The sequence below is a fragment of the Actinomadura decatromicini genome (genome assembly GCF_008121305.1).
Lineage (GTDB): Bacteria > Actinomycetota > Actinomycetes > Streptosporangiales > Streptosporangiaceae > Spirillospora > Spirillospora syzygii.
The window spans coordinates 16,569-36,343 of sequence record NZ_VSRQ01000012.1 but is presented as its reverse complement, the minus strand read 5'-3'; the positions used below and the strand labels follow the sequence as shown (position 1 = coordinate 36,343).

14 protein-coding genes are annotated in these 19,775 nt (G+C 70.9%); 9 read left to right on the top strand and 5 right to left on the bottom strand.

The window, feature by feature from the left end:
- Nucleotides 1-10: 10 nt before the first annotated feature.
- Nucleotides 11-760, top strand: coding sequence for a TetR/AcrR family transcriptional regulator (locus tag FXF68_RS38905; RefSeq protein ID WP_148767845.1), 750 nt, complete (start codon nucleotides 11-13; stop codon nucleotides 758-760).
- Here the strand turns inward: FXF68_RS38905 and FXF68_RS38900 are convergent.
- Nucleotides 739-1,173, bottom strand: a complete 435-nt coding sequence (locus FXF68_RS38900) for a cupin domain-containing protein (RefSeq protein WP_148767844.1) — start codon at nucleotides 1,171-1,173, stop codon at nucleotides 739-741. The two genes, FXF68_RS38905 and FXF68_RS38900, sit on opposite strands and share 22 nt — an antisense overlap.
- Nucleotides 1,174-1,445: 272 nt before the next feature.
- Between FXF68_RS38900 and FXF68_RS38895 the strand changes: the two genes are divergently transcribed.
- From FXF68_RS38895 to FXF68_RS38860, 8 genes are all read left to right on the top strand, one after another.
- A complete protein-coding gene (locus FXF68_RS38895; protein ID WP_148767843.1) occupies nucleotides 1,446-3,029 on the top strand; it encodes an alkaline phosphatase D family protein in 1,584 nt (527 codons plus the stop codon).
- Nucleotides 3,030-3,372: 343 nt separating this feature from the next.
- Entirely contained in the window at nucleotides 3,373-3,531 is a 159-nt protein-coding gene (locus FXF68_RS38890) for a hypothetical protein (protein WP_246179186.1), read from the top strand.
- Entirely contained in the window at nucleotides 3,528-4,319 is a 792-nt protein-coding gene (locus FXF68_RS38885) for a CHAP domain-containing protein (protein WP_148767841.1), read from the top strand. The genes FXF68_RS38890 and FXF68_RS38885 overlap by 4 nt, the downstream gene beginning before the upstream one ends.
- Nucleotides 4,320-4,542: 223 nt before the next feature.
- Nucleotides 4,543-5,034 carry a (2Fe-2S)-binding protein gene (locus FXF68_RS38880; protein WP_148767840.1) on the top strand — a complete coding sequence of 164 codons (492 nt, stop codon included), beginning with the start codon at nucleotides 4,543-4,545 and terminating at the stop codon, nucleotides 5,032-5,034.
- 73 nt (nucleotides 5,035-5,107) lie between these two features.
- Nucleotides 5,108-7,519, top strand: coding sequence for a xanthine dehydrogenase family protein molybdopterin-binding subunit (locus FXF68_RS38875; protein WP_246179185.1), 2,412 nt, complete (start codon nucleotides 5,108-5,110; stop codon nucleotides 7,517-7,519).
- Nucleotides 7,516-8,373, top strand: coding sequence for an FAD binding domain-containing protein (locus FXF68_RS38870; protein WP_148767838.1), 858 nt, complete (start codon nucleotides 7,516-7,518; stop codon nucleotides 8,371-8,373). The genes FXF68_RS38875 and FXF68_RS38870 overlap by 4 nt, the downstream gene beginning before the upstream one ends.
- A gap of 117 nt (nucleotides 8,374-8,490) precedes the next feature.
- On the top strand, nucleotides 8,491-9,516 hold the full coding sequence (locus tag FXF68_RS44295; RefSeq protein ID WP_246179184.1) for an SRPBCC family protein: 1,026 nt from the start codon (nucleotides 8,491-8,493) through the stop codon (nucleotides 9,514-9,516).
- Between the two features lie 111 nt (nucleotides 9,517-9,627).
- Entirely contained in the window at nucleotides 9,628-10,329 is a 702-nt protein-coding gene (locus tag FXF68_RS38860) for a class I SAM-dependent methyltransferase (protein ID WP_148767837.1), read from the top strand.
- Here the strand turns inward: FXF68_RS38860 and FXF68_RS38855 are convergent, their stop codons facing one another.
- From FXF68_RS38855 to FXF68_RS38840, 4 genes are all read right to left on the bottom strand, one after another.
- A complete protein-coding gene (locus FXF68_RS38855; RefSeq protein ID WP_148767836.1) occupies nucleotides 10,330-11,535 on the bottom strand; it encodes a serpin family protein in 1,206 nt (401 codons plus the stop codon).
- Nucleotides 11,536-11,578: 43 nt separating this feature from the next.
- Entirely contained in the window at nucleotides 11,579-15,196 is a 3,618-nt protein-coding gene (locus FXF68_RS38850; protein WP_187438337.1) for a bifunctional glycosyltransferase/CDP-glycerol:glycerophosphate glycerophosphotransferase, read from the bottom strand.
- 23 nt (nucleotides 15,197-15,219) lie between these two features.
- The gene (locus tag FXF68_RS38845; RefSeq protein WP_148767834.1) at nucleotides 15,220-18,666 is read right to left on the bottom strand and encodes a bifunctional glycosyltransferase/CDP-glycerol:glycerophosphate glycerophosphotransferase; all 3,447 of its coding nucleotides are present in this window, start codon (nucleotides 18,664-18,666) and stop codon (nucleotides 15,220-15,222) included.
- 150 nt (nucleotides 18,667-18,816) lie between these two features.
- The gene (locus FXF68_RS38840) at nucleotides 18,817-19,761 is read right to left on the bottom strand and encodes a hydrogen peroxide-inducible genes activator (protein WP_148767833.1); all 945 of its coding nucleotides are present in this window, start codon (nucleotides 19,759-19,761) and stop codon (nucleotides 18,817-18,819) included.
- Nucleotides 19,762-19,775: the final 14 nt, after the last annotated feature.

The following is a 19,775-nucleotide window of genomic DNA, read 5'->3' as shown; positions in this document are numbered from 1 at the left end:
ACGAGGTGTGATGTCAGGTCGGCCCGGCGCGGCGGAGGCGGAGGGCGCCGAGGTGCTGCCCGGCTCCCGGTCCGCGCTCGACCCGGGGCGGGCGATCAAGCCGGGACGGCACGGGCTGTCCCCCGAGACCGTCGCCGGGATCCAGCGCGAGCGGCTCATCGACGCCTTCGTCGAGGTCGTGTCCGAGCGGGGGTTCGGGCACACGACGATCAGCCGGGTCACCGAGGCGGCGGGCGTCACCAAGAAGACGTTCTACGCCCACTTCGCCGACCTGGACGAATGCTTCCTCGCCGCGTACGAGCGCGGCATGGGCATCCTGCTGCGCCGCATGACGGAGGCGTACGAGGCGGCGCCGACCTGGCCGGACGGCGTGCACGCGGCGCTGCGCACCATGCTGGCCCTCCTCGCCCGGGAGCCGAGGTTCGCGCGGGCGTCGCTGGTCGAGGTGAACGCGGCGGGCCCGCAGGTCAGGCAGGCGCGCATCGACAACCTCGCCCGCTTCCGCACGTTCTTCTCCCCGCCCTGCCCGGCCCCCCGCCCGGTTCCCGGCGAGTGCGGCGGGTCGTCCCTCTCCAAGGAGCAGGTCCCGGTGGCCGTCGTGGACGCGATCGTCGGCGGGATCTCCAGCGCGATCCACGTCCAGATGGAGACGGGCGAGGCGGCGGAGCTGCCGTCGCTGCTGCCGTCCCTCACCTACTTCGCGCTGCTGCCCGTCATCGGGCGGGAGGCGGCGTCCCCCTACCTGGCGGACGACCGCTGAGCCGGGACGGCCGGGGGCGTCCCGCCCGCGTGCAGGCTGACCGCGAACGCCGGGCCGGGGTTCGTCAGCGTGTGCGGGCCCGCGTGCACCCTGACCCGGTTGGCCCGTAACGGCCGCTCGGTGACGCCGCACTCCGCGATCGTCACCTCCGCCAGCTCGCCCGCGATCAGCGTGCCGACCTGGGCGTGGACGGTCGCGCCGGAACCGGGCGGCCAGGTGGTGAGCCACGTCGCCTCGTCCAGCGGGACGTGCACCGGGCCCGCGGCGTCGAAGCGGACGAGCCGCCACCACGGTCCGGGACGTCCGGCGAGGTCGCTGACGCGGACGGCGAGCTGCCCGACGGTGGGCGGGCGGGCGGCGATGACGCGGCCGTGCGGATCGTCCTGGCCGCGCATGGTGAGATCGGGAACCATCGGAGGTCCTTCGTGTACGGATGTCGGCTGGAAAGGGAGAGCGGGTTCAGCGACAACACGAAGGACACAGCGCGCTGGCCACGCGGCCCAGGGCCACGGGGCTCTCGGAGAGATTGCGCGCGAACATGCGTACAAGGAGACACGCGGTCACCGAACCTTGTCAAGCCGATCACCGCGCGTCCATCCGGAAGCCGCCCCGCGCGCGGACCATGCGTCCGGTAGCGGATCAAGGAACACCCTGATCAAGGGGCCTGACGAAGGGGCGGGGACCGATGGACCGTCGAACGGACCGGGATTTCGATCGGCGCGGCGTGCTGCGCGGCGGGCTCGTCACGACCGGCGGGGCGGCGCTCGCCCTGCTGACCGGCGGCCCGGCGGCGGCGCTGCCGGGCCGCCGCGAGGCCCCCGCGCTGCTGCGCGGCGGGCGCCCGCGCCTCACCCACGGCGTGCAGAGCGGCGAGGTCACGGCGCGCGAGGCGGTCGTGTGGGCGCGGTCGGACCGGCCGGCGCGGATGCTGGTGGAGGTCGGCCGCCGTCCCGACCTGCGCGACGCGCGGACGCTGCCGGGGCCCGTCCTCACCCCCGACACGGACCTCACCGGCAAGGCGTTCCTGCGCGGCCTGCCGTCCGGCGAGGAGCTGCACTACCGGGTGCGGCTGGCGGACCTCGACCGCGGCCTCGCGTCCGAGCCGGTGGCCGGACGCCTGCGCACCGCGTCGACGCGGGCGCGCGACGTCCGGTTCGTCTGGTCGGGCGACCTGGCCGGGCAGGGCTGGGGCATCAACCCCGAGTTCGGCGGCTACCGCATCTTCAAGGCGATGTCCGGCGTCGACCCCGACTTCTTCCTGTGCAGCGGCGACCTCGTCTACTCGGACGGCCCGCTGACCGAAACGGTGAAGCTCCCGGACGGGCGTACCTGGCGCAACATCGTCACCGCTGAGAAATCGGCCGTCGCGCAGACCCTCGCCGAATATCGCGGCCAGTTCCGCTACAACCTGGAGGACGCCAACCTCAGGGCGTTCAACGCGCACGTCCCGATGCTCTACCAGTGGGACGACCACGAGACCCTCAACAACTGGTACCCCGGCGAGATCCTCGACCTCCCGCAGTACACCGAGAAGCGCGTGGACGTCCTCGCCGCCCGCGCCCGCCGCGCGATGTTCGAGTACACGCCGACCGCCGTACGCGCGGCGCGCGGCGGACGCCTCTACCGCAAGGTCTCCTACGGTCCGCTGCTGGACGTCTTCATGCTCGACATGCGCACCTACAAGTCGCCGAACGACGCGAACACGTCACCCACCCAGCGGGACGGTCTGCTCGGCAGGGAGCAGTCCGCCTGGCTCAAGCACGAACTGCGGAACTCCCGCGCCACCTGGAAGGTGATCGCGGCCGATCTGCCCATCGGGCTGGTCGTCCCGGACGGCACCGCGCAGGAGGCGGCGGCGCAGGGCGACGACGGCGTCCCGCTCGGCCGCGAGCGCGAGATCGCGGACCTGCTGTCGTACGCGCGGCGGCACCGCGTCCGCAACATGGTGTGGCTGACCGCGGACGTCCACTACACGGCGGCGCATTACTACGACCCGGCCAAGGCTTCTTTCAAGGATTTCGATCCGTTCTGGGAATTCGTGTCGGGCCCCCTGAACGCGGGCGCGTTCGGTCCCAACAAGCTCGACGGCACGTTCGGTCCGGTGGCGAAGTTCGTCCAGGCGCCGCCGCACGCGAACACGTCCCCCGCCGAGGGCTTCCAGTTCTTCGGCGAGGTCGAGATCGACGGGGACGCGGCGACGCTGACCGTCCGGCTGCGTGACCTGGACGGCCGCGCCCTGCACACCGAGACGCTCGTCCCCCGCCGCTGACCCCTCAGCGGTTCAGGATCAGGAACGCGATCCAGGTGAGAACGAGGGTCACCGCGAGTGATCCCAGACATCCCAGTCGGGACGAGAAGAACACCATGCGATGGCCCATACCCTCCGAAAATCCCGATGTCGGCCGATCATGAACGGGCCATGACCCCCGCCTTACCCAGCGGGAACGGTGGACCAGCAAACGAGGACGTTTTCCGGCGAAACCCGGAATACCTTGACGTGCGGCCATTACCGTCTGTTGAGAGCCGCCCACGGAACGGGGCGGACAAGGCGGAACGCTCCAGGAGGAGCAATGACCCCCGAAAACCGTACAGACACGACAGAAGCCGCCCATATGGACGAGGTGGACGTGAACCCCGCCGTCCACCGCGCGACCGAGCCCGACGAGGAGGAGATCCTCACCGAGCTGTACGGCGCCCCGGACGCGGACGGAGTCTTCCGCGGCGCGGGCGCCGACGAGGACGACGCGTCCGGTGAGGAGGACGCCGGATGAGCGCCACCGGGATGATCAAGGAGGCCCGCAAGTCGCTCGGTCTGTCCGGCCGTCCCAACAAGATCACCAGGGAGTACGCGGACAGGCACGGGTCCGAGTTCGAGTCGGCGTCCTGGTGCGACATGGCGGTCACCTACTGGGCGCGGCACAGCGGCAACGCGGCCGCCGTCCTGCTCGGCGGCGACCGCGCCTACACGGTCTGGCACGCCGAGGACTTCAAGAAGGCCGGACGCTGGCACGCGGGCACGACCGCCAACGTCAACAGGGCCAAGCCCGGCGACATCGTGTTCTTCGACTGGGGCACGACCGACCGCATCTCCGCGGTCGACCACGTCGGCGTGGTCGAGAAGGTCCTCGGCGGCGGGCGGCTCCAGACGATCGAGGCCAACACCGACGACGCGGTCAAGCGCCGCGTCCGGGCGGCCGGGGTCATCGCGGGGTACGGGCGTCCGGCCTACGGACCGTCCGCGCCGCCGAGGCCGACGTTCTGGGACGTCCAGTCCACCGTCGCGCTGCGGCGCGTCCGGGTCCCGTGGGGGTCGCCGGTCCTGCGCGAGGGGTCCAGCGGGGGCCGCGTGAAATGGCTCCAGGACGCGCTCAACGGCCTCGGTTCCAGCCTGAACGTGGACGGCGAGTTCGGCCGCGACACCAAGAGCACGGTCGTCGACTTCCAGAAGGACCACCGCGACGAGAACGGCGACAAGCTCTCGGCGGACGGCGATTACGGCGACCACACGGCCCGCGCGCTGTTCCTCGCCCACGGCGGCGCGCCGAAGGACGCGGTCTGACCTGGCGGTTCTCCGCCGCGTGCGGAAGCCTCCAGCAGTTGGGCACACCTCGGTAAATAAGCGGGCCGAGGACTAGTACAGAATTCAACCCCGGCATAGGTTCGTATGGTCGCCTTCCGTGGAGGTGGCCTCGATGACTTGGCCGGATCAGCGTGCCCCTCCCCAGGGGCGTCTCTCCGTAGAACGGACTCTGTCCACCCCGAGACGTCCCTGGGAGAAACGCATGCCACGTATCCGTGTCGAGGTCGACGGCGCGACGTACGAGGACGACGTCGAACCTCGCCTCCTACTGGTCCACTATCTGCGCGAACGGCTGGGCAAGGTCGGTACCCCGGTCGGGTGCGACACCAGCAACTGCGGAGCCTGCACCGTCCTGCTGGACGGCGAGAGCGTGAAGAGCTGCTCCGTGCTGGCCGTCCAGGCGGACGGCGCCGACGTCACCACCGTCGAGGGCCTCGGCGCCGGCGGGACGACGCACCCGATGCAACGCGCCTTCCACGAGGAGCACGCGCTCCAGTGCGGCTACTGCACGCCCGGCATGATCATGGCATCGCTGGATCTGCTGCGGGAGAACCCCGACCCGTCCGACGACGAGGTCAGGGAGGGGCTCGAGGGCAACCTCTGCCGGTGCACCGGCTACCAGAACATCGTCAAGGCCGTCCGGCGCGCCGCCAAGGAGATGCGCGAGCCGGCCGAGCGGGAGGTGACGTCATGACCGGAGCGAAGCGAGGATCATGGCGTCGCCCTCCCGGGGGTCTGGGGGTCGCGCCCCAGGAAAGGAGCAGGCCGTGACTGTGCAGGAGGGTAGGGCGGAGGTCGGGTCGCCGCGTAAGCGGTCGGAGGACGCCCGGCTCATCACCGGCCAGACGCGCTGGACCGACAACCTCGCCCCGGCCGGGACGCTGCACGTGGCGTTCCTGCGCAGCCCGTTCGCGCACGCGCGCATCACCCGCGTGGACACGTCGGAGGCGGCGCGGAGCCCCGGCGTGGTCGCGGTGTTCAGCGGCGCGGACTTCGCCGACGAGCAGGGCTCGCTGCCCTGCGCGTGGGTCGTGACCGAGGACATGAAGCACCCGGACCACCCGCCGATGGCGGTGCGTGAGGTCCGGTACGTCGGGGAGCCGGTGGCGTGCGTGGTGGCCCGCGACAAGTACGCGGCGGCCGACGCGCTGGAGGAGATCGACGTCGACTACGAGCCGCTGCCGCCGGTCGTCGACATGAACGAGGCCGTCGCGGACGGGGCCGACCTCGTCCACGAGGAGCTCGGCACCAACAAGTCCTACACGTGGGTGTTCGAGAACGGCGACATCGACGCCGCACTTAGGGACGCACCCGTCGTCATCGCACGCGAGTACGTCCAGCAGCGGTTGATCCCGTCCGCGATGGAGCCGCGGTCGGTGCTGTGCGTGCCGGAGGCCGACGACTTCACGCTGTACTCCGCCACGCAGATCCCGCACATTCTGCGGCTGATGCTGGCGACCGTCACCGGAATCGCGGAGCACCGTATCCGGGTCGTCGCACCGGACGTCGGCGGCGGCTTCGGCTCCAAGCTCCAGGTGTACGGGGAGGAAGTCCTCGCCCTTCTGCTGGCGCGGCGGCTGGGACGTCCCGTCAAGTGGACGGAGTCGCGCAGCGAAGGCAACATGACCGTCCACCACGGACGCGACCAGATACAGCGGCTCACGCTCGCCGCAGAGCGCGACGGACGAATCCGCGGATTCAAGGTGGATCTGCTGGCCGACATGGGCGCGTACCTGATGCTCGTCACGCCGGGCATCCCGCTGCTGGGCGCGTTCATGTTCAACGGCATCTACAAGATGGACGCGTACTCGTTCACCTGTACCGGCGTCTTCACCACGAAGACACCGACCGACGCCTACCGGGGTGCGGGCCGTCCAGAGGCGACCTACGCCGTCGAGCGCATCATGGACGAACTGGCCGCCGAACTGGACCTCGACCCCATCGAGGTACGGCGGCGCAACTGGATCGCGCACGAAGAGTTCCCTTACGACACGATCGCGGGGCTCACCTACGACTCGGGCAATTACGAGGCGGCGACGGACAAGGCGCTGGAACTCTTCCAGTACGACAAGCTCCGCGCGGAGCAGGCCGAACGTCGTGAAAGGAACGACCCGGTCCAGCTCGGCATCGGGGTGTCGACGTTCACGGAGATGTGCGGGCTGGCCCCGTCCCGTGTCCTCGGTTCCCTGTCGTACGGGGCGGGCGGCTGGGAGCACGCTTCGGTGCGCGTCCTGCCGTCCGGCAAGGTCGAGGTGGTGACGGGTTCGTCCGCGCATGGGCAGGGCCACGAGACGGCCTGGGCGCAGATCACCGCGGACAGGCTCGGGGTCCCGTTCGAGGACGTGCGCGTCCTGCACGGCGACACCGCCATATCCCCGAGGGGAATGGACACCTACGGGTCGCGTTCGCTCGCGGTCGGCGGGGTCGCGCTGTACTCGGCGTGCGAGAAGGTCGTCGACAAGGCGCGCAAGGTTGCGGCGCATCTGCTGGAGGCCGCCGAACAGGACCTTGAGTTCTCCGACGGACGGTTCAGCGTGCGCGGCGTCCAGCAGGAGGGCAAAACGATCCAGGAAGTCGTGCTCGCCGCATGGGCGGCACACGATCTGCCAGAGGGGATCGAGCCCTCGCTCGACTCCGACGCCACATTCGACCCTGACAACTTCTCCTTCCCACACGGCACGCACCTGTGCGCCACCGAGGTCGACACCGAGACGGGAATGGTGAAGATCCGCAAGTACGTGGCCGTGGACGACGTAGGGAAGGTCGTCAATCCGCTCATCGTCGAGGGGCAGGTGCACGGCGGCCTGGCGCAGGGCATCGCGCAGGCCCTCTTCGAGGAGGCCGTGTACGACGAGGAGGGGAACTTGACCACGACCACCATGGCGGACTACCTCGTCCCGTCCGCCGCGGACCTTCCGGAGTTCACCACCGACCGGACGGAGACGGCCGCGACGTCCAACCCGATGGGCGTGAAGGGCGTCGGAGAGGCGGGCACGATCGCGTCCACCCCGGCCGTCGTCAACGCGGTCGTGGACGCGCTGCGCCCCTTCGGCGTGAAGGACGTGCCGATGCCGTGCTCGCCCGAGCGCGTCTGGCGGGCCATCCGCGCCGAACGGAAACCGGACACCGCCGAGCCCGGCGCGGGCGGCGGCCTCGGATCCGCCGGAGGTGCCCAGTGATCCCCGCCGCGTTCGACTACGCGCGCCCCCGCTCGGTCGACGAGGCCGTCCGGGCGCTGGCCGACGCGGGCGAGGACGCGAAGGTCCTCGCCGGGGGGCAGAGCCTGATGCCGCTGCTGCGGCTGCGGCTCGCGATCCCCGACGCGCTGATCGACCTCGGCCGGATCGCGGCGCTCCGCGAGATCCGCGACGACGGCGACGCCGTGGTCATCGGCTCGATGGCCACCCACCACCAGGTGATCCGCGACCCGCTCGTCCGCGCGCACCTCCCGCTGCTGGCGCGGGCCACGGAGACCGTCGCGGACCCGGCCGTCCGGCATCGCGGGACGTTCGGCGGCTCGCTGGCGCACGCGGACCCGGCGGGCGACCTCCCGGCCGTCGCGCTGGCGCTGGACGCGGTGCTCCTCGTCCGGTCCCCGCGCGGCGAGCGGGAGATCCCGGCGGCGGAGTTCTTCGTCGACTGGATGACGTCCGCGCTGGAGCCGGACGAGCTGCTCGTCGGCGTCCGGGTGCCGAAGCTCGGGCCCGGCTGGGGCGTCCACTACGAGAAGTTCCACCGGACGGCGCAGGCGTGGGCGATCGTCGGCGTCGCGTGCGCGGTGCGCCGCGACGGGGACTCGGTCGCGGAGGCCCGCGTCGCGCTGACCAACATGGGGCCGTCGCCCGTCCGGGCCGGCGCGGTGGAGGACGCCGTCCGCGGCCGTCCGCTTTCGGACGATTCATTCCGGTCCGCGGGCGAGCGCGCCGCCGACGGCACGGAGCCGCCGTCTGACCTGCACGGATCGTCGGAGTACCGGTCGCATCTCGCGACCGTGCTGACCGCGCGGGCGCTCGCGGCGGCCGCCGCGGCCTGATTGCACGTCGCGTGGCCGGGTACCCGTCCGGGTGCCCGGCCCCGACTGGCGGGCTGCCCGGCCACCGCCGTAAGGTCGCGTGACGGGCAAGTTCTCCGGACGATAAGGACAACGATCATGGAGCTCGACCACGATTTCGCCGTCCCCGTGCCGGTGGAGCGTGCCTGGTCGGTGCTGCTCGACGTGGAGCGGGTCGCGACGTGCATGCCGGGCGCGACGCTCGACTCCGTCGAGGGCGAGGAGTACAAGGGCCGGATGAAGGTGAAGGTCGGCGCGATGACCATCACCTACCGGGGCACGGCGCGGATCGTGTCGGCGGACGAGTCGGCCCGGACGGTGACGCTGGAGGCGTCCGCGAAGGAGGCGCGCGGCTCGGGGACGGCGTCGGCGACCGTCCAGGCGAAGCTGCACGAGGAGAAGGACGGCACGACCCGGGTGACCGTCCACACGAAGCTGAACGTGACGGGACGGCCCGCGCAGTTCGGCCGCAACATCCTGTCCGAGGTCGGCTCCAAGGTCATCGCCCGTTTCGCGAAGGCGCTGGCGGAGGAACTGGAATCCCCCGACAAGCCTGAGCCCGAGGCCAAGCCCAAGGCCGAGACCAAGAAGGCCGAGCCCAAGGCGGAGACCAAGAAGGCCGAGCCCAAGACGGAGACCGCACCCGAGGCCGCCGCCCCGCCGGAGACCCCCACTCCGATCGAGGAGGCACCGGCCGAAAAGACTCCAGCCGAAAAGACCCCGGCCAAGAAGGCAGAGGCCGAGAAGGCACCGGCGGACGAGGCTCCCGCCGAGGAGCCCCCCGCCGACAAGGCCAAGGACGACAAGGCCAAGGGCAAGGCCAAGGCCGTGGACGCGGAGAAGCCCGCGGACAAGCCCGGCCCGGCCACCTCGGAGACCCTGGCCCCCGTCTCCGACATCACGCCGCCGGAGCGCAAGGCCGAGCCCGAACCCGAGCCGGTGGAGCGGAAGCGGGAGCGTCCGCTGCGCGTCGCCCGCGACGACGACGCGATCGACCTGCTGGAGGTCGCGGGCCCCTCGGTCGCGAAGCGGGCGGTGCCCGCGGTCGGCGGGGTCGTCGCGGTGCTGCTGGCCGTCCGGTTCCTGGCGCGCAGGCGGCGCGCCGGTCGGCGCCGCTGGCGCTGACGCCCGGCCGCTGACGCCCGGCCGAAGAGAGCGGAAAGCGCGGGTCAACGATCCGCCGCCGGACGGCGGCGTCGGTGGCCCGCGCCGCCGCGCGTGCCGTCGGCTTGTCCCGTGGACACCATCGAGCTCCGCCGGATCGCGCGGATCGAGGACGGCAACTGGTGGTACCGGACGCGCCGCGACGCGCTGTCCGCGGAGCTGCTCCGGTTCAGCGTGCCGGGGACGGCCGTCGACATCGGCGCGGCGGCCGGGACGTCCTGCCGGGTCCTCGCCGAGCACGGCTGGCACGCCACGGCGATCGACATGAGCCCGGCGGCCGTCGAGCTGGCCCGCGCGCACGGCGTGGAGGCGTACGAGGGCGACGCCCGCTACCTGCCGCTCCCGTCCGCCGGGTACGACCTGGCTCTCGCGCTGGACGTCCTGGAGCACGTCGAGGACGACGAGCGCGCCGCCGCCGAGATCGCCCGCGTGCTGCGTCCCGGCGGGACGGCGCTCGTGTCGGTCGCGTGCGACATGGCGCTGTGGTCGGCGCACGACGTGGCGCTCGGCCGCGTCCGCCGCTACTCGCGCCGCGCGCTGATCGACCTGATCGAGGGCGCGGGGCTGGTCGTGGAGCGGGTGTGGAGCCGAGGCGTGCTGCTGCGTCCCGTCCTACGCCTCCGCAGGCACCGCACGGCGCGGCGAGAGGACCTGGCGCCGCTGCATCCGCTGGTCAACGAGGTGCTGCGGCTGTCGGCCGTGCTGGAACGATGCCCACCAGTATCCGGCTGGCCCGGGACGCGCCTGTTCGCCCGCGCCCGCCGCCCGGGGTGATCAGACGGTGCCGTCCGGCCAGTCCTGCGGCTCGGCGACCCATCCCGCGAGCAGGACGAGCCCGCTCGGACGGTGCCGGGCGAGGAATCCGAACGGCCGGTCGAACCGCACGTCCAGCGCCCGCGCCTCCGCCATCGGCGCGCCCATGACCGCCGCGGACATCGCCGTGACGGCCGCGGCCCGGAACCCCTCGGCGCTGAACGTGGCGTTGACGTCCTGCACGGCCTGCGCGATGGCCAGCGGCACCGGGCTGATCCCAGGGAGATGGCCGCGCGGGTCCGGCGTGGAGACGGTGGCCAGTCCGAAAACCCCAGCCCGGGCGAGCATGTCATGCGAAGCCGCGACATCGAACCGCGCAGCGGTGACGTTCAGCCTGGTCCCGGGCTCGAACGCGGCGATCGTCCGAACACGCACACCGGGCGTGGCCTTCTCCACCAGCTCAGCGCCCTGACTCGCCGGGTACCGCCCGTCCGTGGCGGCCAAGGCGTGGCCGACGACCTCGCCCGCAGGACGTCCGGGCTCGCCCAGGCAGAGGATCACGTCGACGTCGTCCTCGCCGTGCACGGTCAGGAGCGTGACCGGGCCCGCCGGGGTCGTCTCGGCCAGGGCGAGGCGGTCGACCTCCGGCGTGCTGACGAACAGGCCCGCCGCGGGGCGGTCGCGTCCCGCCCACGGGCCGTCGTCCGGGACGAGCGGCGCGTCCTCGAACGGCTCCCGCCAGCGCGTGGCGATGCTCAGCGCGGTCGCGAGGATCAGGCCGGTGTCGTCCCGCACCTCGACCGGCATTCCGGTCAGCCGACCACCCGTGTTCCGCGTGACCCATTCGTCCAGCCGGGCTTGGTCGGCGGCCGGGTCGCCGGTCAGCTCGCCGCGCGCGTCGGCCGGGACGGCATCCCGCCACCACTGCTCGACGGGCAGGTCGGCCAGCGTCCACACGCCGAGCGCGGCCGTCGCGGCCGTCCCGCCCGCAAGCAGGGCCAACAGGTCGCGCGCGTGCCGCTCCGCTCCGGTGGCGTCGACCCCGACCGCCTGCTGGAGTTCGCTTCGCCCGGGCTCGCGCGCGGCGGCGGCGAGGAACGCGAGCAGCGGCCACGCCCCCGCCCCGGACAGCACGGTCGTCGTTCCGTCGCAGGCGTCCCGCGCCCAGCGGGCGGTCAGGTCGTTGGACGCGCGGACGAGGTCACCGATCGCGGCTCCGGAAGTCACTCTCCCGATGGTTGGGGAACGTCCCGGCGCGTGTCAAAGCGGGTCACCCGCCGAGCACGTCGCCGAATACGCGGTCGACGACCCGCGACGACGCCTGCCCGTCGTCGTGCGGGCAGTACTTCACGAAGAAGCGGTCGTAGACGTCCGCGTAGCGGTCCTCGCCGTCCGGGGCCTGGAGGACGGCGTCGGCGACGTCCGCCGAGGTGGTCACGACCGGTCCGGGCGCGTCAGCCTCCAGGTCGAGGTAGAGGCCGCGGACATGGTCGCGGTAGCGCTCCAGGTCGTAGGCGTACACCACGATCGGACGTCCGAGAATGGCGTAGTCGACCATGGCGGACGAGTAGTCCGTGACCAGCACGTCCGACGCCATGTACAGCTCGGCGATGTCGGGGTAACGGGACACGTCGATGACGAACCCGTCCCCTGCGTGACGCTCCTTGTCCGTGACGAAATGGTGCGCCCGAATGAGGAGCACATGGTCGTCGCCTAGGACGTCCCGCATCGTGCGGATGTCCAGCTCAAGGGAGAATCCCTGCACGCCAGGCGCGTGGAACCGATCGTCGCGCCAGGTCGGCGCATAGAGGACGACCTTCTTCCCGTCAGGGATTCCGAGACGCTTACGGATTTCACCCCCGACGCTCTCCCATTCGGGCGTGCTGAGGACGTCGTTGCGCGGATATCCCGTCTCCAGGACTTCGCCTTCATACCTGAACGCGCGCTGCATGGTCTGGGTGGCGAACGGGCTCGGGGACAGCAGCACGTCCCACCGCGCCACCTCGCGCTCCACCAGGTCGAACCGTTCCGTGCGCCGGTAGGGCATGTCCCTGAGGTCGTAGCCGAGACGCTTCAACGGCGTGCCGTGCCACGTCTGGACGAACGTCTGCCCCTCGCGCTTGACGCACCACGGCGGCAGCCCATGGTTGGTGACGATGTAACGGGCGCGGGCGAGAGCGCGGTAGTGCTCACGACTCCCGGACAGGACGGTCCTGGCTTTTCCGTCCACTGCGAACTGCCCGTCCTGGGAAATCCACACGCATTCCAACTCCGGCTTGCGGCGCATCAGTTCTTCGTAGACGGCCTTGGGGTTGCAGTTGTACTGCGTACCGCCGTGACTGTCGAACACCGCGACATCAGCGACCGGGCTCCGCAGATACACCGGATAGTCGTGCTGCTGGAGGAGCACCTGAGCGCGCGCACCACGTTCGTCTTCGTCCAGACCAGGACGGCTGCGCAGGAACAGCGCGTCCTTCTGGTGGACACCGACCTCGAACTCGTGTGTTCCGGCACGGTGCCACTCAGGGAGGCGGGATATCTTCTCCCGTTCGACCACGACCGACACCTCGCCGGTCTGCGCGCGCGCCAGCACGTCCCACGTTCCGGTGCTCAGCGGGAGGTCGGTCCCGAACACGGTCATCGTCGCGGGGTTGAACGCGGCGGTGAAGCGGAGGCCGTCCCAGGTGACGGGCACACGGTGCTCGTCCCCGGACCTCCGGCGGCGCAGGACAAAGTAGTCCGGCTTGGTCTTGGGGCAGGCGAAGTCACCGGAAAGAGTGAGGAGCCCTTGCTCGTCCCACTCCGCCTTGGTCACTACGGGACGAACACTGCGCTCGATCCCACGCAGGTTGCCGAAAGCGGTGCGGGTCAACGCGAATTCACGTCCGCGCCCTGGAAGGACGTAGCGGACGGCGGCCACGTTGCTGGCGACGGTCAGCCGGATCGGCCCGCCCTCGCCCGTGAGCCTGATGTCCCAGTCGATGAGGTCGCGCAGATGCGGTCGTCCTGGATTTCCGACGTCGTCCGGCACGGAGACGAGGGACTGCATGGGCAACGTGGCCGTGAAGTCGAATCCGGTGCCGCCCGCCATGCGCAGCACGGACGACTGGCGCAACGTCACCTCCCCGTGAACCTCGGCACCGCCGCCGCCGTGTCGCCGCGCCGCGACGACGGCGGCCCCGGTGCCGAGTGCCCTTCGGGTCCATCCGGACAGTTCCAGCACGTCGCCGGTACGCCGGATGCGGGTGACGACGGCCTTGGCGCGCTTCACGTGGACGACGAACACGTCGTCCTCCCCCGCCGCCGGTTGGACGGCGACGTGCTCGTCCACCTGGCGGGCGGACGTCCAGCGCACGGCCGGGGCGGTCGCGGGCAGCCGCTGGACGGCCTTGCGCCCCTGCGCGGTCACCTCCACGAACAATTCGTAGGTCGCCGTGCGCCATTCGTCGCCGTCCAGGAGGTATTCCGGCTCCACCCGGACCGAGAAGCCGGACTCGTCGTAGGAGACGGACGGCTGGTCGGAGCGGATCGTCGCCTCCGGGCACGCGATCCGCTCCACCGGCAGCCGGATCTCCTTGCCGGTCTTCACGTCGCGCATCCAGACGCGGATCCGGGAATCGCTCACCGAGGACACGTCGAACCTGTCGAAATGCGCGTGCCCTTCGACGATCAGGGTGTCGACGTCCCATTCGACGCGGTCGACGTCCGCGAAAAGGCGGATCTCGTCGGTGACGTCGTACACGTCCGCGGGAATGTCGCGTTCCACACCGTCATTCTTCGCACCGTGGAAGAACGGGTACTCGGCGTACCAGCGCTGGCGGACGCGCCCCCGCCGCACGATCGGAACGTTCCTAAGACCGGCCTCCTCGAAACGGACCACCTCCAGCAGTTCCGGCAGCATCCGCTCACCGAGCAGATACGTCTCCAGCCGCCTTATCGACGCCAGTCCGGCGGCGGCCGTACGCCCGGCGAGTTCGACATAGGCGGCGCCCAGTTCGCCGAGGCGCTCGCGCTCCTGCCAGGTGGCCTCCGGAAGGGCGAGGATCAGCGCGCGGACGTCCAGATCCAGCGCGTACCGGTCGTGGAAGGACAGCAGTTCCGGCGCGTGGTCCCCGAGGAATTTCCGGACGGCCGTGATGAGGCTCATCCGCTCGGTGATCTCCGCCGGGTCGTACCGGGCGCGCGTCGCCGTTCCCGTGCGGTCCCGCCGGTAATAGACGGTCGTGTCGAGAACGTCCACCGCCGAGGCGAGAACCTGCGTCTGCGCGGCGGTGAGCGCGTCCTGGGTCGTCGCCGGAAGGTCGAAGCGGTGCGCGTCCCAGAAAACGCGGCGGAAGACCTTGTTGCACACCGTCCTGTCCTGGAGAAGGGCGGGATGGCGGGTGACGTGCGTCTTCTCCATCGTCGTGGCATAGGGCACGGCGTGCAGCGGAGAAGGGCGCGCCTGGTTCCCGTCCACGTACATGACGTTTCCGCCGACGAGGTCGGAACCCGTCCTCTCCAGCGTGCCGACCATCAGTTCGCACGCATATGGCGGGAGCGCGTCCTCGCTCTCGACGAAGGCGAGATAGCGGCCCTTCGCCTGCTCCGCACCGGTGTCGGCGGCCGACAGTTCACCGGACGCCCGGAGCAGCGCGAACCGCTCGTCCCGCTCGGCGAATTCCTCCGCGACGGACGCGCCGCCCAGGTCCGCGCCTCCCCGTTTCGCGCCTCCCCGTTTCGCGCCGTCCCGTTTCGCGCCATCGTCGGGTTCCTCGTCCACCAGGAGCACTTCGATGTCGTGGAGCGTCTGCCCGGCGAGCGATTCCAGGCAGTCCTCGAAATGGTCCCCGGTACCGCGGAAGGGGACGACGACGCTGATCTTGGCGGGGTTGCGCTGAGGTGACACTGTGGCTCCGTGATGGGGTTCTTTCAGTGGGCGGACCGGACGACCCGGTCCAGCACGCGGGCGGCCGCCTGGCCGTCGTCGTGCGGGCAGTACCGGGCGGCGAAGGCGGCGCGGGCCGCCCGGAACCCGGCGTCGAGCGCGACCGGCTCGCGCAGGGCGTCGACGACCTCCTGCGTGGTGCCGAGCAAAGGCCCCGGGGCCTCCGCCTCGAAATCGAAATAGAAACCGCGCACGTGGTCGCGGTACCGCTCCAGGTCGTAGGTGAAGAACACCATCGGCCGCCCGGTGGCGGCGAAGTCGAACATGGCCGACGAATAGTCCGTCACGAGCACGTCGCTGACGAGGAACAGTTCTGAGATGTCGGGGTAGACGGAGACGTCGACGACGCAGTCGCCGGGCCGCAGCCTGGGCTTGTCGGTGACGAGGTAATGCGTGCGCAGCAGCAGGACGTGGTCGTGTCCGAGCGCCGCCCTGAACCGGTCGAGCTCGAATTCGAGCCGGAACGCGCGCTTGCCGATGGCGTGGTGGAAGTCGTCCCGCCACGTCGGCGCGTAGAGGACGACCTTCTTCCCCTCCGGAACGCCGAGCCGCTGCCGCACCGCCGCCGCGATCTCGGCGCGCCGCGGGCTGCTCAGCACGTCGTTGCGCGGATATCCGCTGACCAGGATTTCGCCGTTGTAGCCGAAGGCGCGCCGGAACAGCGGTACGGAGAAGGTGTTCTGCGAGAGGAGCACGTCCCACTGCGGAACGTCGTACTCCATCCAGTCGACGCCCTCGGTCCGTTTGTACGGCATCTGCTTGACGTCGTAGCCGAGCTTCTTCAGCGGCGTGCCGTGCCAGCACTGGACGTACGTCTGGTCGTCGCGTTTCACGAACCATTCGTGCTGCGACCAGTTGCCGAAGATGTAGCGGGCGCGGGCGAGGGCCTCGTAGTGCTCCCGCGACCCGGCGAGAACGGTGCGCGCGCCGACCGGCTTGCCGAACTGGCCGTTCTCGGTGACCCACACGCATTCGAGGTCCGTGCCGCGCCGCCGGAGCTCGTCGTAGATGCCGCGCGGATTGCACGAGAACTGGCGGCCCTTGTAGGCGTCGAAGACGGCCAGCTCGCGGACGGGAAGGTTCCGGTGCCGCCGGTAATGCCCGGACTGGATCCGGCTCTGCGCGTAGGCGCCGCGCTCGTCGTCGTCCAGGGCCGTCTCGACCAGGAACTGCAACTGGTCGGTCCGCTGCGCGCGGATCGTGACGATGTGCAGGCCCGCCTCGAACGGCTCGGGAATGTCGCGGAGCGTGTGCCGCCTGATGACGACCGGCCGTTCCCGGCCGTCTATCACGGTGGCCGCGTCCCACCGGCCGGAGATGAGCGGGCGCGTCTGCCCCAGCACCCGCATGCGCGCGGGCGAGAATTTGGCGGCGAACCGGCTGCCCGCCCAATGCAGGGTGACCGTGTGCTCTTCGGACGACCGCCGCCGCCGCAGGATCAGCGATTCCGGCCGTTCCAGCGGATCGGCGCACGACCCGCCGAGAAGCAGCGCCCCATCGGACGACCACGACATCTCATCGACGACCAGAACCTTTTCCCGGACGACGATCCGCATCGTGCTCCGCCGCGACCTCGCCAATTCCAGTTTGCCGGTCGCGGTGGCGAAGGCGGCGCCCGCAGCGTCCTCGCCCAGGTAGGGCTTGATGCCGCCCGGGAGGGTGACGTCCCAGTCGCCGGGCCGCAGGCTCAGCCTGTCCAGCGGCAGCCTGGCCCGGAACCGGCCGTCGCCGCCGACCGGCTCGATCGGCCCGGTCACCGCGCCCCGGCCGGCCCTCGGCGCGGCCATGATCTCGGGACGCTCGCTCAGCGGGGCGCGGCTCCAGCCGTCCAGCCACAGCTCGCCGTCCTCCACCCGGGCGCCGGTGATGGCCGCGGCTGTGCGCCTGACCTGGAGCACGAACCGGTGCCGTCCCGCGACGCCCTGGACGCGGACGCCCGGCGCGCACTCCCGGTCGCGCGGCCACAGCAGGGAGGTGAGCCGGGGGTTGCCGAAGCGCGCGCGCCGCCGCGTCCCGCCGTTGACGATCTCGACGCACGGCACCCAGTCGACGTCCCGCCAGCGCCCGTACATGCGCAGCGTCGCCGGGTCGATGTCCGCGACGAACCCGGACCAGTCGTAGGACACCGCGGACTGCCGCGACCGCGCCGTCACGTCCGGCCTGCGCACCCGCGTGACCGGGACGCGCTTCAACCCCCGCTTGTTCGACGCCAGCAGCCACACCCGGATGCGCGACCCGTCCTCGGTGGAGGAGTCCAGGTGCCGGATGTAGGCGTGGCCCTCGATGCGGAGCCGTCCGTCCACCCACGCCGACCGGTCGATCGCCGCGACCGGTCGCAACTCGGCCGTCACGTCGTACACGTGGCGCGGGACGGCCCGCTCCTCGTCCTCGAAGAACGGATATTCGGCGTACCAGCGTCGCCGCAGACCGCGCCTTACGCGCGGCGCGTCCCCGGGTTTCTTGAGCTGGACGAACCGCAGCACCTCCAGCAGTTCGGGCAGCATCTCCCTGCACAACAGGTGCAGTTGCAGGCGTGTGACGGCCGGGAACCCCTTCAACACACGCGGGGAGACCCTCCGCGCGAGGTCCGCACCGATGGAGACGAGTTCTTCGCGGTTCTCGTCGTCCGTCTTAGGCAGGGCCTCGAACAGCACACGCAATTCGATGGGGATGAGGGCGTGCTCGTCGTAGGCGTTGAGGAGCCGTGGCGCGTACTCGGCCATCCCGTCCCGCAACACACGGGCGGACGCCAGGCGCTGGGTGATGTTGTCCCAGTCGTAGCGGTCCTCGGTAATAGAGCCGGGGCGCTTGCGCCAGTAGTAGACGACCTCGCTCAGCAGGTCGACGGAACGGGCCAGCGCGTGGGCGCGCATCGTGACGGGCGGGTCTTCGTAGTAGCCCCTGGGGAATTCCAGGGCGGTACGGTTCCAGAAGTCACGCCGGTACACCTTGTTCCAGGGCGTCCGGTCGCGCATGAGCAGCGGCTTGGACGACACGTGCGTCCGCGAACACGAGTCGGTGAAAACGCGGTCGTGCAGGTGGGACTGCCACGTCCGGTCGGCGTCCATACGGTGGACGTTGCCCGACGCCAGGTCGGACCCCGTCCGCTCCAACGATCCGACCATGCGCGCGTAGGCGTCGCGTTCGACGATGTCGTCGGCGTCCGCGAAAGCGAGGTACTCCCCCTTCGCCTGACGCACCCCGGCGTTGCGCGCTGGGCCCGGCCCCTCGTTGTCCCGCGTGACGAGCCGGAAACGGGGGTCCCGCGCACACATCTCCTTGGCGAGAACCGCGCCGTTGTCGGTGGAACCGTCGTCCACCAGGATGACCTCAAGGTCGTGCAGCGTCTGCCCCGCCAGGGACTCCAGGCATTCCTGAAAGAACTCCTCCGTGTTGTGGAACGGGACCACGACGCTGAGCTTCGGGAACATGGGGCCTCCTCCTCGCCCCACGAGCATGATGACGCGATGTGGTCACCCGAAAGCGCATCGCGATTGCCAGGCCGTCCTCTGACGCAGACTTGACCCTGCATGCCCGCGCTTTACCGGCCGCTGAACGTCCGCGCGGTCCGAAAAACCGGCTCAGGCGGGCCGGACGCCCTCCGCGATCCCCGCCTCCGCGACGGCGGACCGGATGCTCGCGGCGAGCGTCCCGAACTCGTCCGCGCGCGGCGACGCCGACCGGAAGCCGAGCCCGATCCGCCGGAACGGCGCGGGCGTCGCGAACCGGTGCAGCCCCAGGTGAGGCGCGCGGCGCGTCTCGACCGGCAGCGCCGTCTCCGGGACGAGCGTCACCCCGAGCCCGCCCGACACGAGCTGCACGAGCGTCGCGAGACTCGTCGCGTACGTGGCCGCCGCCGGACGCGCGCCGACGTCCCGGCACACGTCCAAAGCCTGGTCGCGGAGGCAGTGGCCCTCGTTGAGCAGCAGCACGTCCAGCCGCGACAGCGCCTCCCGGTGCACGCCGTCCGGCCGCTCCAGGTCGCCGAGGTCGAAGTCGGCGGGCGCGACGAGCACGAAGTCCTCGTCATAGAGAGCCAGCTCGGTCACCCCGGCCGCGGGCGTGGGCAACGCCAGCACGACAACGTCGAGCCGCCCCGCGAGAAGCTCCGCGACGATCGGATCGGTCCGCTCCTCACGCACCGAAAGCTCCAGATCAGGGAACTCTTTCGCGAGCCTGGGCAGCACCACGGGCAGCAGATAAGGCGCAACGGTCGGAATAACACCCACCCGCAACGGCCCGACCAAGGGACCCCGGACCGCGTTGACTTCGTCCACCAGCCGGTCCAACTCGGAGAGCACGACCTCCGCCTGCCGCGCGACCCGCTCCCCAGCGGGCGTCAGCAGAACCTTCCGCGTCGTGCGCTCCACAAGCCGCGCCTGAACGCATTCCTCCAACGAGGCGACGGCCCCGGACAGCGCAGGCTGACTGATCCGCAGCGCAGCAGCGGCATCCCGAAAATGCAGATGCTCCGCGAGCGCCACAAACGCCCGCAGCTGCGCCACCGTAGGTCTACTGTTCGCCATCCCGCCAGCGACTT